This is a genomic window from Pseudomonas sp. BF-R-24 (assembly GCF_019947335.1).
GTDB classification, from domain to species: Bacteria; Pseudomonadota; Gammaproteobacteria; order Pseudomonadales; family Pseudomonadaceae; genus Aquipseudomonas; species Aquipseudomonas jessenii.
Genome location: NZ_JAGYGG010000053.1, coordinates 1 through 19709 on the forward strand (window position 1 = coordinate 1; position 19709 = coordinate 19709).

Here is a 19709-nt window from a genome sequence, read left to right on the forward strand (position 1 = left end):
GACGTCGGCTTCATCGAAGGCCGTCGCGTGCTGGGCATGTTCTCAGCGCCTTGGCTGCAACCCAAGATCGGCCGCTTGAACACCGGTCTGCGCGAGCCGTGTTTTCACATTCGGGTGGCCGATGCCGCGGGCGTGGAAAAAGCGCAAACGGTGCAGATCGAGTTGCCCATCCTGGACGGTGGCGGCGAGTACACCCTGATTCACCTGGAACCGGCGGGTGATGGTCTGGTGGCCTTGTCGTTGAGGTTAAAAGCATGAGTGCCGTGCCGGTTTCTCTGCAGTTTTCCGCGGACGATATGCAGGCTTTTAAACAACTGGCCAAGGTGATGCCCAAGGCCGCTGCTGCGGCGCAACGGCGGGCGATCAACAAGACATTGGGTTGGCTGGCCACACACATGGCGCGCGATGTCAGCAAGCAGGAGCGGATTGCCGTCCGCGCGGTGCGCCAGCGCTTGCGCAGCTATCCCATCAAAGGCCAGGGCCAGTTGGGCAAACTCTGGTTCGGCACCAACCCGATGGAGGCCAGCCGGGTCGGTAATCCCCGTCAGGGCAAGGCCGGTGTCTCGGTGGCGGGGCGGCGTTATCAGGGCGCCTTTTACAAGCGCGTGTATGGCAACAAGGCAGACATCTGGATTCGCACTTCCAGCAAACATTTTAACCCGGATGACTATCCCGGCAGCAGCGCGTCCGCGGGTGGCGGCACAAGTTCGGGCTGGATCGCGGAAAACGACAATCGCTTTCCGCTGGCCAAGGCCAAGGTCTCGCTCGAAGACGTTGAAGGTCCGTTTTACACCTGGGCCAACAAGGCCGACGAGCGTCTACTGGTCGTGTTCAGGCAAGAAATGAACTTTGAACTGCACAAATACCTGAAGGGGAGCGCCCGTGTCTGATCCTGCCTTTTCGCTGGATGCGTTGTACGCCGCCATCGAGGACCACATCCGCCAGGCACTGCCCTCGGTGCGGTTTGTGGCGACCTGTCCGGACATTCAGGACCGCATAGCGTTGCCGGCGGTATTTCTCGAGCCGGTGGAATTTGAACCCGGGCAAGACATCGGCACCGGTGAAACGGTGCTGATCCAGCGCTTTGAAGCACGGATCATTGTCGCGCCCGAGTTGGCCCGTCATCAGCAACTCGGTGCCCAGTTGGCCGCACAACTTGCCATTCTGTTGCGGGCACAAACCTGGGGACTGGATAACGTCGAACAGGCGCAGTTCGTCGCGTCGCGTCAGGACTGGACCAAACCCGAACTGGATGGCTACACCGTGTGGATGGTGGAGTGGACCCAGCAGATCTACCTCGGCGAAGTCGAGTGGCTTTGGCCTGACGAACCTCCGGGCACGCTGTACCTGAATGTCGATGGCTGCACCGGTACCGGCAATGAAGATCACTACTTTCAACCGGAGGATCTGGCATGGGATACGCCAGCGCCGAACATGACCGGATGATCGCGGCGATGCTGATGCCCTGTGTGGTGGTCGGCGTCGATCTGAGCGCGGGGCGGGTGCGGGTCAAGGCCGGTGCCTGGGTCAGTGCTTGGGTGCGCTGGCACAGCCTGGCGGCGGGCAAGGCCCGTCATTGGCGCGCGCCAAGTCTGAATGAGCAGGGCGCGCTGTTCAGCCCCAGCGGTGATCCAGCCATAGGAACCTTTATCCCGGGGCTGTATGGCAACGCCGGGGTCCCTCCGGACAACCGCGATCACGTCGAGGCCTGGTACTTCGACGATGGCGGCTCACTGGTCTACGACTGGCAAGCCGGCAGCTACAGCATCGCGTTACCCGACGGCAGCCGCGCGACCATCACGGTCGGTGGCTCGCAGTTTGAAGTAACACCGACTCAAGTCCGGGTGACGGCCAGCCAGATCAACTTGGCGGGTGAGGTGAGCATCGACGGTGCGTTGAGTGTGTCCGGCGACATCACCGGCGCCGGCACGATCATGGATGCCGGGGGCAACAGCAGCAACCACTCGCATTGAGTGAACATTCACCTTCAGCCCGCCGCGCGCGGGCTTTTTCATTTCTGGAGAAAAACCATGGCGAGTAACACCAAGGAAGTCTCGGCCACCACCGAAGTGCCCGCGTCGGCCACGCTGAGCGTCTTTCGCGACACGCTGTACACCTCGCGGGTGCTGATTCTGCTGGAAGCCGAGCGCACCTTGAAAGTGGAAAAGGGCCAGGTTGCGGTGGCCTCGGATGACACGGTCGCGCTCGAGTATTTGTATGGCCGCAAGGATTTTGTCGCGGTCGAGGGCTGATCCCATGATTGGGATGATCGGACTGGACCGCCGCACCGGCCAACTCATTTCCGGCCTCGATCACCTGCGCCAATCCATCGAGGACATCTTGTCCACGCCCTTGGGCAGCCGACGCATGCGCCCGGAGTACGGCAGCAAGCTGCGGCGCTTTGTCGACCTGCCGGTGAATGACGGCTGGAAAAGTGCCGTGCAGGCGGAAGTGGCCAGCACGCTGGGGCGCTGGGAGCCACGCCTGAAACTCGGGCGAGTGCGCGCCGTGGCCATCCTCGACGGACGTATCACCTTTGAGCTGACCGGGCAGTACCTGGGCAGCGAAGTGTCTTTGGAGGTGTCCGCATGACCATGGAACTGGCGGCCCTGCCGCCGCCACAAGTACTGGAAGACCTCGACTTTGAAGCGGTGTACCAGGAGAAGCTCGAAGCCTTCCGCCTGAGCATGGGCGACAACTGGAGCGCAGAGCTGGAGAGTGATCCGGTGCTCAAGCTGATCGAGCAGGCCGCGTATGGCGCCTTGCAGAACCGGGCGCGGGTCAACGACGCGGGCAAGGCCTTGCTGTTGGCCCACGCCGAACGTGCCGACCTCGATCACCTGGCCGCCAACGTCAACCTGCAACGCCTGGTGATTCAGGCGGGAGATCCGAGCACGGTGCCGCCGACGCCGCAGGTGCTTGAGGAAGACGATGCCCTGCGCGAGCGGGTTCAGCTTTCGTATGAGGGGCTGACCACGGCGGGGCCGCGTAACAGCTACATCCTCCATGCGCGCAATGCCTCGGGCCTGGTGGCCGACGCCACGGCCGAAAGCCCGTCGCCGGCCGTGGTGGTGGTCACCGTGCTCAGCCTCGAAGGCAGTGGCGCCGCTACGCCGGAGCTGCTGGAGCAGGTCCGGTTGTACCTGAATGATGAGGATGTGCGGCCGGTGGGTGATCGGCTCACGGTACAGAGTGCCGTGGTCATCGACTACCGCATTGAAGCGGTGCTGTACCCGCAGACCCCGGGGCCGGAGAACGAAGCCTATCTGGCCGAAAGCCAGAAACGCCTGAGCGAGTGGATCAACCCACGCCGCCGCCTGGGTCTCGAGGTGGCGCGTTCAGGCATCGATGCGCAATTGCACATTCCCGGCATCGCTCGGGTTGAGTTGTTGGGCTGGACCGATATCAAGCCGACTAAGGCCGAGGCAGCGTATTGCACGGGCTACAGCGTGATCCTGGGGGCCTGACATGAGTACTCAGCTGCCGCTCAACAGCACGCCGCTGGAGCTGGCCGTGGAAGCGGCCAACTATGAAAACACGCTGATTCCGCTGCGCAGTTTGTACAACGCCGATACCTGCCCTGAACACCTGTTGCCGTATCTGGCGTCGGCATGGTCGGTGGACCGCTGGAACAACAACTGGACCCAAGAGGCCAAGCGCACGGCGATCCGTTCGGCGTACGACGTGCACGCGCGCAAAGGCACCATCGGTGCGTTGCGGCGGGTGGTCGAGCCCTTGGGCTACCTGATCGACGTCGTGGAATGGTTCGACACCGTGCCGGAAGGCGAGCCCGGCACCTTCGCCCTGGAGGTCGGCCTGAATGACGCCGGCATCACCGAGGAACTGTACGAGGAACTGGCGTGGTTGATCGACGACGCCCGCCCGGTCAGCCGACACATGACCAACCTGGCGCTCAGTCTGCAGACCGAGGGCGTGCTGGGCATTGCCGTGTCTGTCTACGAGGGCGAAGAGATCGACGTGTACCCCCCGGCCCCGCAAGACATCGACGTGACCGGCAGCTTTGGCCCGGCGCTTTGCGTCGATGAAACCGATACTTTGGACGTTTATCCCTATGATTGATAAGACCAGTCAGTTTTTTGCCATTCTCACGGCGGTCGGTGAAGCCAAACACGCCAATGCCATCGCCATGGGCCTGGACTGGATGTTCACCGAGATGGGCCTGGGCGATGCCAACGGCACCGACCCGATCCCGGATCGTCTGCAAACCGAGTTGATCCACGAATGGCGCCGGGCGCCGATCAACCAGATCCGCGTCGATGCGGCCAATCCCAACACGGTAATCACCGAACAGATCATCCCGCCAGAAGTCGGCGGTGAATGGATTCGCGAGATTGGCCTGTACGATGTCGACGGCGACCTGGTGGCGGTGGCCAACTGCGCGCCGAGCTATAAACCGTTGTTGGCCCAAGGCAGTGGCAAGACCCAAGTGGTGCGGATGAATTTCATCGTCAGCAGCTCGGCGAACATTGTGCTGAAGATCGACCCGGCCGTGGTGCTGGCCACGCGTGAATACGTCGATCTGGCGATCAGTGAGGCGTTGGCCAAGCTGGATCACAAGCAGTCAGCGCGGGTGGCGGCCACCGCCGTCATTGCCCTGAGCAATCTGCAGACCATCGATGACGTGGCCGTGGTCGTCGGTGACCGGGTGCTGGTGACCGCCCAGGCAGAGGCGCAGGACAACGGCCTGTATGTCGTCAGCACCGAAAGCTGGATGCGAGCAGCCGATGCCGACAACAGCCTGGAAGTGACCCCTGGGTTGTTTATCCACATCGAGCAGGGCACGACCAACGGCGACAGCCTCTGGCAGTTGGTCACCGACGCGCCGATCACCCTCGGCACCACCGGTTTGCAGTTTGAAATGATCGCGGGCGGCAGTGGGGCCGGTGTGGGCACGTTTCGCAGTGTCACCGTCGATGCCCTTGGGCGTGTGATCGCTGGCACCAACCCGACCACCCTGGCCGGCTACGGCATCACCGATGCCCTGGCAGTCAGCGAAAACCTGGGCGATGTCGCGGATGTGGTCGAGGCTCGGAATAACCTCGGACTGGGCACCGCCGCGACTGCTGCTGTCCAGGTTCATCTGCACGATGAAACGCCTGATGCGCTGATGAAGGTCGGAGCGTTCGGCTGGGGCGGGGCCGCCTATGCGGTCAGTGATGTTGACATCGGTAGCCTGAACGCAGTGACGGCCCTCTATTTCGTCAGCAATGGCGCGGGAGGGCCAGGTGGCGCGCCCTATGAGGGTTGGGTTCGCGTCTCGGCGATTACACCAGGTCAATACGCCTTTCAGGAGATCTATGGGAATGCCGACCACACCCTACACCGCCGGGCCTTGACTGCCGGTGTTTGGGGCGAATGGGAAAACACCTGGGACTCAACCAATCTAGTTAAACAAATCTACCCCCAAGATGACACGCCAGGCCGTGTACTGCTCACGGGTGCTTATGGCATCGGTCACGGGGGGATTGTCCTTCCCGACGGGACTGATCTAAACACAGTCACCACCGTGGGTATTTACCGAGTGAACCCCGGCCCGAACGTTCCAGAAGGGTGTCAATTCTCCCCCATGCTGGTTGCGGTCAGTCAGGACACCCTCTGGCAACAAATCATCGGCTATAACACCGGTACAACTCTTACTCGTGGCGGTGTTCAGACCCCAGAGGGATACGTATTCAGTGCGTGGGTAACGGGCTGGGACACTAGTAACTTTGACCCTGCTGCGTACCAACCTGCGTTGGGCTTCACTCCCGTGCAGCAAAGCGGGGGGACGGGTCAGGACGCCAATAAAATCTACATTGGTTATCACAACGCCTCGGGCCAAATAAAAATACAGGTTGATGCGCAGGATTTCGGGGCGCTCTGGACCCAGACCAACTTTGATCCTGCTTCCATATTTGCCGTCCCTGTCGGCGTGCCGTTTCCATGGCCAACCGCTACGCCGCCCGAAAAATGCGTCCTGATGGCGGGGCAGCCGTTCAACGTCGAGTGGTACCCGGTATTGGCCAATCTGTATCCCGGCGGCATCCTGCCAGATCTGCGCGGAGAGTTCGTTCGAGGCAGCGATAACAATCGGGGGGCTGATCCGGGACGAGCCCTGCTTACCTGGCAAGACCATATGTTTGCAGCGCACGCTCACGTGGCATCGGTGGGCAGCGGCAACAACATTCTGGATGGTGGAGGCGTTCCCGCGCCAACGGTGGGGAGCACAGACACATCCTCAACGGGCGGGATCGAAACACGGCCGCGTAACTTGTCCTTTAACTACATTTGCAGGATGTATTGATGCCTATATTAGTGGATGGTTTTTTTGATGAGAGCGGGTGGATCGACGTCTACACGTACAGTGAAACCACGGCGGAGTACCTCGGCCACCATGCAGCCTATGTCAGCACCGGTTGCGGTCTGCCGGCGGGCGCCACGTTAGAGGAACCGCCCGAAGCCGGTGACGGCGAGGTGGTCGTCTGGAGGGATGAGGTCTGGGTGGTGGTGCCCGATTACCGTGGCCCGGTGTTTCAGACAGCCGATGGCGCCGAGGTAAAACACACGATGCCGGGCGAGTTGCCCCCCGAGCTGACGACCTTGCCGCGACCGAGTGCGGCCCATCTCTGGGCTGGTCTCGATTGGGTGCTGGATGCTGCCCTGGACCTGCAGCTTCACAGCCAGCAAGAGCAGATGTGGATCGAAAGCGAACTGCGGTTGGCGGGCCGAGAGATCGACAAGCATCAGGATGCTTACCTGGGCGCGATCAGCACGGAATCCGCCTGGCGCACCTACCGCAACGAGCTGCGGGCCTGGCCAGCCAACGCCTTATTTCCTACCAAGGAGGAGCGCCCTGTAGCGCCAAGTACCTCCTAAAACGCCCCGCATTGCCGGGGCGTTTTCTTTTCCGTTACGCGTCACGTCATTCACAGCCTCGCTAATGCGGGGCTTTTTCGGTTCTGGAGCATCACTCTATGAGTTTTTTTCACGGCGTCACCGTGACCCTGGTGGACACCGGCGCCCGGCATATCGCCACCCCGTCCGCGTCGATCATCGGCCTGTGCAACACCTTCACCGTCGGGCCGCCGGCCACCGCAGCGGCCAACGAATTGCTGCTGATCACCCGCGAAAGCGAAGCGGTCGCCGCCTGGGGCCCGGATGCGGCAATCACCCAGGACTGCAAGGCCATTTTCAAACGCTCGAAGGCGGTGATTGTCGCTGTCGGCGTGCCGCTGCTGGACGATCCGGCCGAGCAGTTGTCCGCGATCATAGGCGGGGTCTGGGCCGACGGCACCCGTACCGGCATGCAGGCGTTGCTCAATGGTAAAAGCAAGTTCAACACCCAGCCACGGTTGTTGGTGACTCCGGGGTACTCGTCGACGCTGGCGGTGGCCACCGAACTGGTGGCACTGGGCGACAAGATGCGGGCCATGGCCATCATCGATGGACCGAACACCACCGACGAAGCGGCGATTGCGTATGCCGAAAATTTCGGCAGCAAACACGCCTACATGGTCGACCCTGGCGTGCAGTTCTGGGACACCGGGACCAGTGCCACCGTCAATGCCCCGGCCTCAGCCTGGACCGCCGGCTTGTTTGCCTGGACCGATGCCACCTACGGTTTCTGGGCCTCGCCGTCGAACAAGGAGTTTGTCGGCATCACCGGCACCACGCGGCCGATCGAGTTTCTCGATGGTGATGCCTCCTGCCGGGCCAACCTACTGAACAACGCCAACATCACCACCATCATTCGTGACGACGGCTATCGCCTGTGGGGCAACCGCACGCTGTCCAGCGACCCGAAATGGAAGTTCGTCACCCGCGTGCGCACGCTGGACATCGTCATGGACGCCATCCTCTACGCGCACAAGTGGGCAGTCGACCGCTCGATCACCGCGACCTACGTCAAGGACGTGACCGAAGGCCTACAGGCGTTCATGCGCGACCTGAAGAACCAGGGCGCGATCATCAACTTCGAGGTGTATGCCGACGAAGAGCTGAACACTTCCAGCGAACTCAGCGACGGCAAGGTGTACTGGAACATTCGGTTCACCGACGTACCGCCGGCCGAAAACCCGAACTTCCGCGTGGAGGTGACCGATCAGTGGATCACTGAAGTGCTGGACACCGCTGCCTAAGGAGGCCGTTTTATGATTCCGGAAGTGCTCTACAACACCAACCTGTTCGTGGACGGCATCAGCCTGCAAGGCGATGTGCCGAGCCTGACCCTACCCAAGTTGACCCTCAAGACTGACGAGTACCGCGCTGGCGGCATGGACGCGGCGGTCGAACTCGACATGGGTATGGAGAAGTTGGAAGCCAGCTTCCTCACCAACGGTGTGCGCCGCGAGGTGCTGAAGTTCTTCGGCCAGTCCGACCTGACCGGGTTCAACGCCTCGTTCCGCGGTGCCTTCAAGGGCCAGAAAGGTTCGGTCAAGTCGGTGGTCGCCACCCTGCGTGGCAGCCTCAAGGAAGTCGATCCGGGGGACTGGAAACCGGGTGAAAAAGGCGAGTTCAAGTACGCCGTCGCGGTGACCTATTACAAGCTGGAAATCGACGGCAGCGTGATGTTTGAAATCGATCCCCTCAACTCGATCCGCGTCATCGATGGCACCGATCAACTGGCCGCCGTGCGGTCTGCCCTGGGCATGTAAGGAGCCACACCATGAGCAACGTGAAAGACAACGTCCTGCCCAAGTGGCTGCAACTGGGCGATGGCATTGCTACCGTGGCCCTGTCCCGGCCGAGTCAGGCCAACGGCATTCAGGTCGACAAACTGTCCCTGCGCGAACCGACGGTGCGCGAGATGCGCGCCGCCACCTTGCAGGGCGGTACCAACGAAGAAGAGCAGGAGATGGTCCTGTTCTGCAGCCTGGCAAGCATCGGCCGCAGCGATCTGGAGGGGCTGCTGATGCGCGATTACCGTCGTCTGCAGACCGCTTATTTTCGTCTGGGAGCAGACGACGGGGTTTAACCCCCGGCTGCAAAAGGCCTTGGCCAAACGCTTGGCCGTCGAGCTGAATTTTTCGGCGGCCGAGATCCAGGGCCTGTCGTTTTCCGAGATGGTCTGGTGGCTCACGGACTGAGCCCATCCCCGTTGCATACAGGTACTCCGCATGGCGAACAAACTCTCGCTCGGGCTGGTGATTGGCGGTGCCGTCGATTCCTCCCTGGGCGCCGCCTTCAAGAATGTCAGCGGCGAAATGAAAAAGCTTGAGGCGCAAACCACCCGCGCCAAAGGTTTGCAGAAAGTCATTGGCGAGACCATGCGTCTGCGCGATGAATGGAAAAAGGCCCACGACAGCGGGGCGGCCAATGCCGATGCCTTACTGCGCAAGCTGGAGACCAACACCAGCAGCCTGCGCAAGCAAGGTGTCGAAGTCGGGCGCCTACGTCAGGAGTATCTGACGCTGGGCAAGGTGGTGCGCAGTGCCGAGTTCAAAGCCAAAGGCATGGGGCAGATCGAAGAGGGACGGGAGAGCCTGCGCAGCGGATTCGGTACGGCGGTGGCCGGTACCACGCTGGCCGCGGTACCGACCAAAGTCAGCGCGGATTTTCAGGCGATCATTCGCGACATCGCAATCAAGTCCGGCACGGCCAACACCCAACAGGAAATGGACACCGCCCGGGACATCGTCCAGACCTCAAAAGACACCGGCATGGCCAACACCCAGGTGGCCGACCTGGTGAACCAGCTCGTCGGTGGCGGCATGGATCTGACCGAAGCGCTGAAGTACGCCCCGGTGGCCGCCAAGTTTGCAGTTGGGCAGGGCGCGTCGGGCACCGACACGGCGAAGATGATTCTGGCGATGCAGAACAACGCCAAGATCACCGACCCCAAAAAAATGGAACAGGCACTGGCGTCGGTTGCCCTGCTGGGCCAGCAAGGCAGCTTCGAGGCGGCCGACATGGCCAAATGGTTTCCGGAATTGTTGGCGCAGATGGCCAGCAGCGGTATCACCGGTCAGGACGCCGTGACCCAACTGGGTGCCATGCTGCAGGTGCAGATCAAGAGCGCCGGCAGCGCCGATGAGGCGGCGAACAACCTGAAAAACTGGATCGCGAAAATCGGTTCAGGGGAAACCGTCAAAGGTTATGCCGATGCCGGGATCGACTATCAGGGCTCGATGAACGCCGCCATTGGCAAGGGCTTGTCGACCTTCGAGGCCAGCTTCGAACTGGCGCGCCGGTATGTGGAAAAGACCGACCCGAAAAAGGCCAAGCAGCTGAGTCAGGGGCTGACCCAGATCAGCCAGGAGACGGACCCGGCCAAGGCGCAAGCGATGGCCGATGCCTTGGCCGCCACGTTGCGTACCGGCGATCTGTTTGCCGACATGCAGGTCAAGACCGCCCTGATGGCGTACACCCAGAACAAAAAATTCTACGCGGAGCTGAAAAAAGGCGCTTCGGACCCCGACGGCCCGCGCAAGGACATTCTCGACAAAAACCTGAACGAACGTCGCGAGAGCTCGTCGCAACGTTGGGCCGAAACCGGTCAGGCGTTCAACGATTCGCTGCGTGCCATCGGTGATGCCCTGCGTCCGGCGACGGATGCGCTGGCCAGCGGTATCGGTGCAGCAGCGCGTGGCTTGACCGCCTTGTCTGAGGAGACGCCCAAGGTGGTGCTGGGCCTGGCAGCGCTGAGTGCCGGAGCCTTGCTGGCGGGCAAGGCCTGGGCCGCGCTGAAGATCGGTCGGGGGTTGGTGAACATCGCGCGCGGCTCGGCCGGCGACCGGTCCAACATCGTGCAGCGGGTATTCGTGACCAACGCGAATGACGGCGATGATGACGGGGTGGATCACGATTCAGGTCGAAAGAGAAAAGGCCCTGCAAGTCGGCCGTCCCGTGGCATGAAAGTGGGTGGGGCGCTGGCGGCGCTCGGTGCCGGCGTTCAGGTGTTGGACACTTACCAGAACGCGACCACCCGTGATGAAAAGGCCGAAGGCTACGGCGAGGCGGCGGGTGGGCTTGCCGGTGGATTGGCTGGCGCCGCCGCCGGTGCCGCCATCGGTTCGGTCATACCGTTGTTGGGCACCGCAGTGGGGGGAATGATCGGTGCCTGGCTCGGGGCGTGGGGCGGCGGCGACGTGGGCGCGACCATGGGCAAGGCGTTGTTTGGCGGGCCGGACACGCCGGCCAAAGCACCGATCGGGCTCTTGCCCATGGCCGCCGGCCAGGGGGTTGGCGCGGTCGTGCGCTCGATGGACAACGCCCCCACCGCGCCGGTCACGGCGGCGGCATTGATGTCGAGCACCGCGGCTAAGACACCCGAATGGCCGAAGGTCGATCAGCAATTCACCTTCGCCCCGGCCCCGGTTTTTCAGGTGCACGGCGATGTGAAAGACCCGGCACAGTTGGTCCAAGAATTGATGCCGTACCTGCGCCGTCAGTTTGAAGACTTCGCCCGGGAAGCACGTGCCCGGCAGTTGTTTGATGCACCCCACGTGGGTTGAGGACGTGAAATGGCGGATGAAAAAACTTACCTGGAACACCTGCAAGGCGGGCTGAAGTACATGGTCGACGCGGGGGAGGCCGGGCGCACTGACCTGGAGTCCATGACTGGACCCATGAATGGCGCGCTCAATGAGATCAGTGGGGCGGCCGATGCGCTGGAAGGTTTGCCCTTTATCAGCGAGGACCTGAGCGACAAGACCCGGCGTCTGCAGGATGCGATCAACTCGGCGCAGGCCAAGATTGGCAAGGTCGCCAGTTACTACAACCAGACCCAGCGCGCGCTGGCCCAGTTTGAAGAGCACTTTTCCGCGCTGACCGAACAGATCGGCCGCTTTGGCGCGGCGTTCAACAAGGTGGCCGGCAAGGCCAATGCCGCGTTGGGCAACATTTTCCCCACGGAATGGTTTGCCGGCGACATGACGCCGATAGCCGACGCGGTGAAGCCGTTCCCGCACCTGTTGATCCTCTACCCGCTGAAAGCCAATGAGCGGCCGTACTACTTCAACCTGGACACCGCCGCATTCGACGAACTGCGGCGGCAGACGGCGTTTCGCTGGGCCGCGCAGGAACGGCTGACCCGACGCCCGGCGCAACAGGCAGTGGGTCTGGGTGAGGAAAAAATCACCATCAAGGGTGCGATCTACCCGAGTTTCAAAGGTGGGCTGAAGCAGCTGGATAGGCTGCGCAGCATCGGCGCCAAGTTGCTGCCACTGAACCTGACTACCGGTTATGGCGAGGTGTTGGGCAACTGGTGTTTGACCAATATTGAAGAAGAACAAAGCGCCTTACTGCCCGGGGCGATCCCGCGCAAGCAGGGCTTTTCATTGGAGTTTGTCCGCTATGGCGATGACCTGCAGAACAGCTGACGGGGATCTGCTCGACACCCTGTGTCACCACTATTACGGCCACCTGAACCGCAGCGTCGAGGCGGTGCTGGCCGCCAATCAGGGCCTGGCCGATGAGCCACAGCCGTTCCGGGCCGGTGTGCTGATCAGGCTGCCGGACCTGGTGGTCGAGACGGACAGCGTCATTTCGTTGTGGGATTGATGGACTACACTCGTGTCGCTCATCGTTTAAAACTCCTTACTTTCTTGCCCGCCTTGTGCGGGATTTTTTTTGGAAAAAATCCATGACGCCTAATTTTCGCATCGTGGCCGACGGTGCCGACATCACCAGCCTGATCAATGATCGTCTGGTGTCGCTGCAGCTTTCCGACCGACCCGGGATAGCCTCGGATTCGTTTGAGCTGCGCATTGATGACCGTGACGGCGCGGTGTCGCTGCCCGTGCGTGGCGCGAGTATCGAGGTCTACCTCGGTTATGCCGGGGCCGATCTGACCCGCATGGGCCGCTACACCGTGGATGAGGTGGCCGTCTCCGGCCCGCCGGACACACTGGTGATCAGCGGCAAGGCCAGCGACATGCGCGGCAGCGGCAAAACCACCCGCAGCGGCAGTTGGGAGGATGTCAGCCTGGCGCAGATTGTGGGCGACGTTGCCGCCCGCAATGGCTGGCAGCCGTCGTGTCCGGTCGATACCCGGGTGCCGCGTATGGATCAGCTCAATGAGTCGGACTTCAATTTCATCACCCGGGTGGCCAAGAAGCACGACTGCACCGCCAAGGTGGCCGATGGCAAGCTGCTGGTCTTGCCGCGACAGGGCGGACAGAGCGCCAGTGGCAAGGCCTTGGGTGTGATCACCCTGCAGCGCAGTGACGTGACCCGCTGGCAGTTTCGTTTGAGCGACCGCAGCGCGCATCAAGGGGTCAGCACTCAGTACCAGGACTCGGCCAGCGGCGAACTGCTGATTTCGCACCTGGACAACCCCAACGTGCCCGAAGGCCTGCCGCCGGTGCATACCGACCGCCATCTTTATCCGAACCGGACGGCCGCCGACGAGGCCGCGAAGGCGCGTCTGGCGGCGTTCAATCGCTCGACTGCCTCGGTGCGCCTCGACCTGCCGGGCCGGACCGACCTGTTTGCCGAAATCATGATCAAGGCGCAAGGCTTCAAGCGCGGGCTGGATGGTGAGTACTTGGCGGAGTCGGTCGATCACACCTTCACCCCGTCCGGGTGGACAGTGTCGGTGGAGTGCAACGGCGGCAAGGAGGGCAAGGCCAAGGCTTCCGGCAAGCCGCAGAAAGTCGTGCTTGAAGTGTCGGATTGATTGCCCGGGCGCGTAAATCGGCCCGAGTTAGAAGTTTCAGAATCAAAGTAAAAGGAGCGGCCAGTCTGGATGCGTCAACATCCAGCCTGGCCACCGTCCCCGCAGATTGTCCCTGCAAGTCCCGCCAAGGCTCCTGCTCTGTGCACAAAGCAGAGCGAGCCTAGCACCTGTTTATTTATACAGTAAAGGTCTTGCTATCTATGTCTTCACCCATCATCCCTTGGATGGGCGGCAAACGCCGCCTGGCCGATCGTCTTATCCCGCTGTTTCCACCTCACGAATGCTACGTCGAAGTCTTTGCCGGCGGCGCCGCGCTGTACTTTATGCGGCCCCAGGCCGCGCCGGTGGAAGTGCTCAACGACATCAACGGTGACCTGGTGACGTTGTACCGTGTGGTGCAAAACCACCTCGAAGAGTTCGTGCGTCAGTTCAAGTGGGCACTCAGTTCGCGGCAGGTGTTCGAGTGGCAGAAGATGACCCGCCCAGAAACCCTCACCGACATCCAGCGTGCCGCCCGATTTTTCTACCTGCAACACCATGCCTTCGCCGGTAAAGTCTCCGGGCAGACCTTCGGTACCGCGACCACCACCCCGTCGATCAACCTGCTGCGCATCGAAGAAAACCTTTCAGCTGCCTGGCAACGCCTGTCTGGCACTTACGTGGAAAACCTGCCCTGGTTGGAATGCGCCGAGCGCTACGACCGGCCTCATACCTTCCACTACATGGACCCGCCGTACTGGCAGACCGCCGGTTATGGCGTCGATTTCCCGTTTGAAAACTACGAACGCATGGCCGATTTCATGCGGCGCTGCAAGGGCAGGGTGATGGTCAGCATCAACGACCATCCGGACATTCGCCGGGTGTTCGAAGGCTTTCACTTTGAGAGGCTGGACATCCGCTACACCACGACCAACCAGCGGCAGGGCAAGGCCGAGGTCAGTGGCGAACTGGTGATCATGAACTGGGAGCCAGCGGCATTGGGAGGACTGTTTTGACGTGACAGCTATCGACTGTGGATTCAACCGGTCAACGCAACAGATTGGCTAAATCGTTCAGCGGGCGTTTCGGGTCGGGGGGTTACTGATGGGGTACGCTGCCGTTGGTCGGCGCCTTGCGCAGCATTGCGATAGAAAACTATAGAGATAAACTCCCGTGCCGATATCAGTGTGGCAAGGCCTGCGCGCGCCTGACCTTGAACCTGAGCGAACGAGCACATTGATGAGTGATAAATCTTTGGAAGAAAAAGCGGCAGTGATGGTCGATCCACATGAAACGATGGCCAGTATCGGACATATCACTGCCGGGCGCGATGCCCTGCAACAGCGCCTGGACAAGGCTGATCGCGCGGTTCAGGAGCTCCAGGAGCAACTGGACTTGGCAAAGACGCTGATGACCCGTCTGCTGGCGGCGAGTTTTGCATCGACCGGCAAACCTTCCGCGCCCCTGACAAACTTGGGGCTAAATGAGATCGACGTTGTCGAACGGGAGATGGCCTGCTATTTGAATCCCACCAATGAGGCGAGTGCCGCTTGATAGGTCGCGCACTGAATGCCTACAGGCCGCGTAGATACTGGCTCCAAGCAGAATGCCGCTGTTGGGTTACCACTGCGGTGTACCCAACCTGACTGGGCATGCATGATCGTAGGCCCTTGGCGTTTCGGGTTGGGGTTACTCATGGGGTACCCCCTCAACAGTGACCACCACACCCGTATCAATGGATGCAAGATTCAGTTCGGTTGATTCCGGTCCGCTTGAACGAAGGGTTAGGCCTCATGCTGCAATACTCCTTCTGCTTACACAGAATCTAGTTGTGTTGCGTCGACCGGTTGAATCCACAACCGATCTCTGCCTTCCACGACCGGCTGAATCCGACCCAAAGGAGACGCTCAGAAGCGTCTCTGGACTCTGGGGCGTTTCACTTATGTAGGATTTTTTGCCGATAATGGCCGCGTCGAAGAAATGACAGTTTCAGGCAGGTTGGTCGGCCAACAGGCTTGTCAGTCGCCCTTGAATCTCTCCTTCTATTTTTTCAGGCGGCGGGGCTCGGGGGGCGCCTTGCTCTCTCGATAGGAAGCTGCCCAATTCGAAGGTGTTTTGCCAAACTGGCTGCGGAACCAGCGTGAAAAATCACCGGCCGAGGAAAAGCCGAGCAGTTCGGCCACCTCATATAATCGGCGTTTGCTGTTGGCCAGATACTCTTCGGCGAGTTCAGCCCGTACAGCGTTGATAATCGTTGTGACACTTTCACCCTCAGTTGCCAGGTGTCGGTTAAGGGTGCGTCGATGCATGCCAAGATGCTGGGCAACCGCATCGACAGAACACAGTCCGCTTGGCAGTAGCATCTTGACGATCTGACGTACCCGTTGCGTCGGCTCGTCGCGCAGGGTAGCCAATTGCATGTCCAGCGATCGCTTCACTTCGCGATGCAGCGCCGGGTCCGCCTCAGGTATGGCCATATCCAAATCACGCCCGCGGCAAACGATGGCATTGAATTCCTGAGAGAACTCGATCGCGGTTCCCAACACACGGTGGTGTACTTCAAGGCTGGAGGGGGGCTCGTGAGTAAAACTGATCCTTACCGGCCGGAAGGTATAGCCGCTCAGAATGCACAACGTGCGCAGGATAATTCCGGTTGCTTGTTCAATCGCCTGGCGCCAAACGCCGTAATGGCCCTGCATGTTCACACCCAAATGCAGTAGGGTCAGATCGCCTACATCCTCAAGCCACAATTGCACACCGGCGTTATGCAGTCGCGTATAGCGAAAGCAAGATTGCAAGGCGGCGCGTAGTGTCGGCTCTTCGCGGATAAGCAGCGCCAGCATGCCAAAGTTGGAAAGGTGTCTCTTTTCGGCGAGCATCAGGCCGAAAGCCTCTTGGCCGGACAATCGAGCTGACTCCTCCAGCAGCCACCCGACCGAATCGCTACTGATCATGATATTCGGATCGTCGAGGGCACTGGCCGGCAGTTTGGCCATCCGCAGCATACGAAATGGATCGAGCCCCACTGAACGGGCAATCTGTTCATAGTTGGTAAGGCTGGCACTCCGCGTCAGGGTATACATGCTTTCCATCCTGTCCCAATTTCGCAAGATTGTGTCCTGCGAAGCTTAGTACAGGATGCGTCGTCAGAGCTACCTTCAGGCTTCTGAAAATAGAGAGCGGAAGGTAATGGATACGCGCTAGAACCTACTGCGGTTCAACAGCACGGCCCTTGGTCATGGGGATGCTCACGCGTGTGGGCATTGAAGTCACTTTCGTAAGCCGTAGCGGCTACACGCTTGATAACAACAATAAAACAAAGCTATTGAGGAGGCTGCATGGCCTTTCACCCAATCGCCGCCGACGACTCCAGTGGAGTCGGCGTTGCGCGTAAATATGCCTGGATCGTCTTTGCCCTGACGTTCGGCCTGTTGATTTCCGATTACATGTCACGCCAAGTGCTCAACGCAGTGTTCCCCCTGCTCAAGAGCGAGTGGATACTGAGCGACGGCCAGCTCGGCCTGCTCAGTGGCATCGTCGCCCTGATGGTCGGTTTGCTGACGTTTCCCCTGTCGTTGCTGGCCGACCGCTTCGGCCGGGTCAAGAGCCTGGCATTGATGGCGCTGCTGTGGAGTGTGGCCACCCTGGGATGCGCGCTGGCGCAGGACTACCAGCAGATGTTCATCGCCCGGTTCATGGTCGGCGTCGGCGAAGCCGCCTACGGCAGCGTCGGCATTGCGGTGGTGATATCGGTGTTTCCTAAACACATGCGCGCCACCCTGACCAGCGCTTTCATGGCCGGCGGCTTGTTTGGCGCCGTGCTGGGCATGGCGTTGGGCGGTGCGATCGCGGCCAAGCTGGGCTGGCGCTGGTCGTTCGCCGGCATGGCGCTGTTCGGCCTGTGCCTGGCGGTGTTGTACCCGCTCATCGTCAAGGAAGCGCGCATTGCGCCACAACGTGCCGCGCAGATTGCGAACAAGACCGCTGCCGCGGTCAAACGCCCGTTGCGCACACTCTGGTCCAGCCGCTCGGTGGTGGCGACCTACGTCGGCAGCGGCTTGCAGTTGTTCGTCGGCGGTACAGTGATGGTGTGGATTCCCAGCTACCTCAACCGTTACTACGATATGCCCACCGACAAGGCCGGCGGCATGGCGGCGCTCATCGTGTTGTGCAGCGGGGTGGGAATGATTCTGTGCGGCATGCTCAGCGACCGCCTGTGTCGGCATTCGCCGGAACGCAAGGTCGCCTTGGCCATCGGTTTTTGCCTGGGCAGTTGTTTGCTGTTGTCCGCCGCTTTTGCCTTGCAGGCGGGGCCCGTGCAACTGCTGCTGATCTGCCTGGGCATGTTGATTGCCACCGGTACCACTGGCCCCGCCGGTGCGATGGTTGCCAACCTGACCCATTACTCGGTGCACGGTACGGCGTTCGCCACACTGACCCTGGCCAACAACCTGCTCGGGCTGGCGCCGGGGCCGTTCATCACCGGCCGGGTGTCCGATCTGATCGGTCTGCATGCCGCGTTTCAACTGGTGCCACTGGTCAGCCTCGCGGCGGCAGCGGTGTTCTTTTACGCCAAGTGTCATTACCACAAAGATATTGCCCGCCTTCAGGGTCAGAGCGTGCCTGACCCTATCCGTGAAGCCGGGATAGAGGTGAAGTTGTGAGTCGTCGTTTACGTATTGATGTGCCGGATCGGCAAGCGCCAACTGGAGCACTCGCAGGTTCAGTTTCAACGTGCCGAATGTGCAGTCCCACCGCAGATGACGGTGGTGGGCTCACGACCCGCCAAAACGCTACTGGCCTCCATGATCGAAGCGCTGCGCGGAAGTGATCGCGAGCATAACCGGCATGCGCCGACCCATTCCTGTGCCTGCTGGCAATATCCCGCCGGCCGGGGGCCATACCAAGGGCGGCTATCTGCCCACTTCCACCCAACTCAAAATCAATAACTACCCAGCCGAGATCATCGACGGCCAGGCGTTCATTGCTACCTTTTCCGAGGAGTCCGCGCCATGAGCGCCATTGCTCTCACCCGTATCCACAGTCGCACACGCGAATTGGCACCGGGCTTTATCGTCAGCCTGATCGTGGCCGCCGCCGCGTCGTTTTTGTCCGAGCACTACGGCGCACCGGTCATGTTGTTCGCCTTGTTGCTGGGCATGGCCTTGAATTTTCTTGCCGACGACGGTCCCTGCAAAGTCGGCGTCGAGTTCACCGCCCGCACGGTACTGCGCATTGGCGTGGCGCTGCTGGGCATGCGCATCACCCTGGAGCAAATGGCGGCGCTGGGCTGGAAGCCGATGGTGCTGGTGGTGATCCTGGTGGTGGGGACCATTGCTGTCTCAGTGATCGCCGCGAAGTTTCTGGGTTTCTCGCGGCTGTTTGGCATGCTCACCGGTGGTGCCACGGCCATCTGCGGCGCCTCGGCGGCCCTGGCATTAGCAGCGGCGCTACCGAACCATCCGCAGAAAGAGCGCGCGACCCTGTTCACGGTGATCGGCGTGTCGGCGCTGTCGACGCTGGCGATGATCATCTACCCGATGATCGCCAACTGGCTGGAGTTGTCACCGCAGGTGGCGGGTGTGTTCCTCGGTGCCACGATCCACGACGTGGCCCAAGTGGTCGGCGCCGGCTACAGCATGTCGACCGAGACCGGCGACACGGCCACGGTGGTCAAGCTGATGCGCGTCGCCATGTTGCTGCCGGTGATCGTCACCGCGGCGATGATCACCCGCATGCAGGGCGCCGACCCGACCGGCAAGCGTCCGCCGCTGCTGCCATGGTTCGCCGTCGGCTTTCTGATTCTCGCCTGCATCAACAGCACCGGCTGGATCGCTCCGGCGGTGCAAGGCGGGGTCAATGAGTTGTCGCGCTGGTGCCTGGTGATTTCCATCAGTGCCTTGGGCATGAAGACCCGACTCAAGGAGCTGGCGGCGGTCGGGATCAAACCGATCCTGCTGATGGTCGGTGAGACGGTGTTCCTGGTCGTGCTGGTGCTGTTGTTGCTGCACTGGGGTCTCTGAAAACAGGCTTCACACAGGTTTATGGCAGGGCTTCACTGGGCTGGCTCCTCGGTACAGTGAAGCTCACCACCGGTGTCACAAACATCGGT

23 protein-coding genes are annotated in these 19709 nt (G+C 61.2%); 22 read left to right on the forward strand and 1 reads right to left on the reverse strand.

What is annotated here, in order from left to right:
- The 19 genes from KGA98_RS26285 to KGA98_RS26375 all read left to right on the forward strand — a co-directional run.
- A partial coding sequence (locus KGA98_RS26285) for a hypothetical protein (protein WP_263287931.1) occupies positions 1–258 on the forward strand: 258 nt, incomplete at its 5' end.
- A complete protein-coding gene (locus KGA98_RS26290) occupies positions 255–890 on the forward strand; it encodes a hypothetical protein (RefSeq protein ID WP_223504485.1) in 636 nt (211 codons plus the stop codon). The genes KGA98_RS26285 and KGA98_RS26290, both read left to right, overlap by 4 nt.
- Complete coding sequence (locus KGA98_RS26295; protein ID WP_223504487.1) at positions 883–1446, forward strand: hypothetical protein; 564 nt, start codon at positions 883–885, stop codon at positions 1444–1446. Before KGA98_RS26290 ends, KGA98_RS26295 begins: the two co-directional genes overlap by 8 nt.
- Positions 1413–1973 (forward strand): phage baseplate assembly protein V, encoded by a 561-nt coding sequence (locus KGA98_RS26300; RefSeq protein ID WP_223504489.1) that lies wholly within the window; start codon positions 1413–1415, stop codon positions 1971–1973. Before KGA98_RS26295 ends, KGA98_RS26300 begins: the two co-directional genes overlap by 34 nt.
- A gap of 57 nt (positions 1974–2030) precedes the next feature.
- Positions 2031–2252, forward strand: a complete 222-nt coding sequence (locus tag KGA98_RS26305) for a hypothetical protein (RefSeq protein ID WP_223504491.1) — start codon at positions 2031–2033, stop codon at positions 2250–2252.
- Between the two features lie 13 nt (positions 2253–2265).
- Complete coding sequence (locus KGA98_RS26310; RefSeq protein WP_223504542.1) at positions 2266–2592, forward strand: GPW/gp25 family protein; 327 nt, start codon at positions 2266–2268, stop codon at positions 2590–2592.
- Entirely contained in the window at positions 2589–3467 is an 879-nt protein-coding gene (locus KGA98_RS26315) for a baseplate J/gp47 family protein (RefSeq protein ID WP_223504493.1), read from the forward strand. The genes KGA98_RS26310 and KGA98_RS26315 overlap by 4 nt, the downstream gene beginning before the upstream one ends.
- Position 3468: 1 nt before the next feature.
- Positions 3469–4080, forward strand: coding sequence for a phage tail protein I (locus KGA98_RS26320; RefSeq protein WP_223504505.1), 612 nt, complete (start codon positions 3469–3471; stop codon positions 4078–4080).
- Positions 4073–6304, forward strand: coding sequence for a phage tail protein (locus tag KGA98_RS26325; protein ID WP_223504507.1), 2232 nt, complete (start codon positions 4073–4075; stop codon positions 6302–6304). Before KGA98_RS26320 ends, KGA98_RS26325 begins: the two co-directional genes overlap by 8 nt.
- Complete coding sequence (locus KGA98_RS26330; protein ID WP_223504509.1) at positions 6304–6876, forward strand: hypothetical protein; 573 nt, start codon at positions 6304–6306, stop codon at positions 6874–6876. Before KGA98_RS26325 ends, KGA98_RS26330 begins: the two co-directional genes overlap by 1 nt.
- 98 nt (positions 6877–6974) lie before the next feature.
- On the forward strand, positions 6975–8138 hold the full coding sequence (locus KGA98_RS26335; protein ID WP_223504511.1) for a phage tail sheath family protein: 1164 nt from the start codon (positions 6975–6977) through the stop codon (positions 8136–8138).
- 12 nt (positions 8139–8150) lie between these two features.
- Positions 8151–8654 carry a phage major tail tube protein gene (locus KGA98_RS26340; RefSeq protein WP_060539975.1) on the forward strand — a complete coding sequence of 168 codons (504 nt, stop codon included), beginning with the start codon at positions 8151–8153 and terminating at the stop codon, positions 8652–8654.
- A gap of 11 nt (positions 8655–8665) precedes the next feature.
- Positions 8666–8974 carry a phage tail assembly protein gene (locus tag KGA98_RS26345; RefSeq protein ID WP_223504513.1) on the forward strand — a complete coding sequence of 103 codons (309 nt, stop codon included), beginning with the start codon at positions 8666–8668 and terminating at the stop codon, positions 8972–8974.
- Positions 8975–9116: 142 nt separating this feature from the next.
- Entirely contained in the window at positions 9117–11453 is a 2337-nt protein-coding gene (locus tag KGA98_RS26350) for a phage tail tape measure protein (RefSeq protein WP_223504515.1), read from the forward strand.
- 9 nt (positions 11454–11462) lie between these two features.
- Positions 11463–12320 (forward strand): phage tail protein, encoded by an 858-nt coding sequence (locus KGA98_RS26355; RefSeq protein ID WP_223504517.1) that lies wholly within the window; start codon positions 11463–11465, stop codon positions 12318–12320.
- Positions 12295–12501, forward strand: a complete 207-nt coding sequence (locus KGA98_RS26360; RefSeq protein WP_108217354.1) for a tail protein X — start codon at positions 12295–12297, stop codon at positions 12499–12501. The genes KGA98_RS26355 and KGA98_RS26360 overlap by 26 nt, the downstream gene beginning before the upstream one ends.
- 82 nt (positions 12502–12583) lie before the next feature.
- On the forward strand, positions 12584–13618 hold the full coding sequence (locus tag KGA98_RS26365) for a phage late control D family protein (protein ID WP_223504519.1): 1035 nt from the start codon (positions 12584–12586) through the stop codon (positions 13616–13618).
- Positions 13619–13818: 200 nt separating this feature from the next.
- Positions 13819–14613 (forward strand): DNA adenine methylase, encoded by a 795-nt coding sequence (locus tag KGA98_RS26370; RefSeq protein ID WP_223504521.1) that lies wholly within the window; start codon positions 13819–13821, stop codon positions 14611–14613.
- 223 nt (positions 14614–14836) lie between these two features.
- The gene (locus KGA98_RS26375) at positions 14837–15151 is read left to right on the forward strand and encodes a hypothetical protein (RefSeq protein ID WP_223504523.1); all 315 of its coding nucleotides are present in this window, start codon (positions 14837–14839) and stop codon (positions 15149–15151) included.
- 488 nt (positions 15152–15639) lie between these two features.
- Here the strand turns inward: KGA98_RS26375 and KGA98_RS26380 are convergent, their stop codons facing one another.
- Positions 15640–16680 (reverse strand): AraC family transcriptional regulator, encoded by a 1041-nt coding sequence (locus KGA98_RS26380; protein WP_223504525.1) that lies wholly within the window; start codon positions 16678–16680, stop codon positions 15640–15642.
- Positions 16681–16935: 255 nt separating this feature from the next.
- On the opposite strand from KGA98_RS26380, the gene KGA98_RS26385 reads away from it, so the two are divergent.
- From KGA98_RS26385 to KGA98_RS26395, 3 genes are all read left to right on the forward strand, one after another.
- Positions 16936–18261, forward strand: a complete 1326-nt coding sequence (locus KGA98_RS26385; RefSeq protein WP_223504527.1) for an MFS transporter — start codon at positions 16936–16938, stop codon at positions 18259–18261.
- Between the two features lie 184 nt (positions 18262–18445).
- The gene (locus tag KGA98_RS26390) at positions 18446–18613 is read left to right on the forward strand and encodes a hypothetical protein (RefSeq protein ID WP_191628031.1); all 168 of its coding nucleotides are present in this window, start codon (positions 18446–18448) and stop codon (positions 18611–18613) included.
- Complete coding sequence (locus KGA98_RS26395) at positions 18610–19620, forward strand: YeiH family protein (RefSeq protein ID WP_154863189.1); 1011 nt, start codon at positions 18610–18612, stop codon at positions 19618–19620. Before KGA98_RS26390 ends, KGA98_RS26395 begins: the two co-directional genes overlap by 4 nt.
- Positions 19621–19709 lie beyond the last annotated feature (89 nt).

Bases quoted from the DNA above. Each gene is read 5' to 3' on its own strand.
- KGA98_RS26370 (WP_223504521.1), top strand. From the start codon at position 13,819: ATGTCTTCACCCATCATCCCTTGGATGGGCGGCAAACGCCGCCTGGCC.
- KGA98_RS26290 (WP_223504485.1), top strand. From the start codon at position 255: ATGAGTGCCGTGCCGGTTTCTCTGCAGTTTTCCGCGGACGATATGCAG.
- KGA98_RS26375 (WP_223504523.1), top strand. From the start codon at position 14,837: ATGAGTGATAAATCTTTGGAAGAAAAAGCGGCAGTGATGGTCGATCCA.
- KGA98_RS26340 (WP_060539975.1), top strand. From the start codon at position 8,151: ATGATTCCGGAAGTGCTCTACAACACCAACCTGTTCGTGGACGGCATC.
- KGA98_RS26380 (WP_223504525.1), bottom strand. From the start codon at position 16,680: ATGTATACCCTGACGCGGAGTGCCAGCCTTACCAACTATGAACAGATT.
- KGA98_RS26355 (WP_223504517.1), top strand. From the start codon at position 11,463: ATGGCGGATGAAAAAACTTACCTGGAACACCTGCAAGGCGGGCTGAAG.
- KGA98_RS26395 (WP_154863189.1), top strand. From the start codon at position 18,610: ATGAGCGCCATTGCTCTCACCCGTATCCACAGTCGCACACGCGAATTG.
- KGA98_RS26390 (WP_191628031.1), top strand. From the start codon at position 18,446: ATGCGCCGACCCATTCCTGTGCCTGCTGGCAATATCCCGCCGGCCGGG.
- KGA98_RS26310 (WP_223504542.1), top strand. From the start codon at position 2,266: ATGATCGGACTGGACCGCCGCACCGGCCAACTCATTTCCGGCCTCGAT.
- KGA98_RS26385 (WP_223504527.1), top strand. From the start codon at position 16,936: ATGGCCTTTCACCCAATCGCCGCCGACGACTCCAGTGGAGTCGGCGTT.
- KGA98_RS26315 (WP_223504493.1), top strand. From the start codon at position 2,589: ATGACCATGGAACTGGCGGCCCTGCCGCCGCCACAAGTACTGGAAGAC.
- KGA98_RS26325 (WP_223504507.1), top strand. From the start codon at position 4,073: ATGATTGATAAGACCAGTCAGTTTTTTGCCATTCTCACGGCGGTCGGT.
- KGA98_RS26335 (WP_223504511.1), top strand. From the start codon at position 6,975: ATGAGTTTTTTTCACGGCGTCACCGTGACCCTGGTGGACACCGGCGCC.
- KGA98_RS26350 (WP_223504515.1), top strand. From the start codon at position 9,117: ATGGCGAACAAACTCTCGCTCGGGCTGGTGATTGGCGGTGCCGTCGAT.
- KGA98_RS26305 (WP_223504491.1), top strand. From the start codon at position 2,031: ATGGCGAGTAACACCAAGGAAGTCTCGGCCACCACCGAAGTGCCCGCG.
- KGA98_RS26330 (WP_223504509.1), top strand. From the start codon at position 6,304: ATGCCTATATTAGTGGATGGTTTTTTTGATGAGAGCGGGTGGATCGAC.
- KGA98_RS26365 (WP_223504519.1), top strand. From the start codon at position 12,584: ATGACGCCTAATTTTCGCATCGTGGCCGACGGTGCCGACATCACCAGC.
- KGA98_RS26320 (WP_223504505.1), top strand. From the start codon at position 3,469: ATGAGTACTCAGCTGCCGCTCAACAGCACGCCGCTGGAGCTGGCCGTG.
- KGA98_RS26345 (WP_223504513.1), top strand. From the start codon at position 8,666: ATGAGCAACGTGAAAGACAACGTCCTGCCCAAGTGGCTGCAACTGGGC.
- KGA98_RS26360 (WP_108217354.1), top strand. From the start codon at position 12,295: ATGGCGATGACCTGCAGAACAGCTGACGGGGATCTGCTCGACACCCTG.
- KGA98_RS26300 (WP_223504489.1), top strand. From the start codon at position 1,413: ATGGGATACGCCAGCGCCGAACATGACCGGATGATCGCGGCGATGCTG.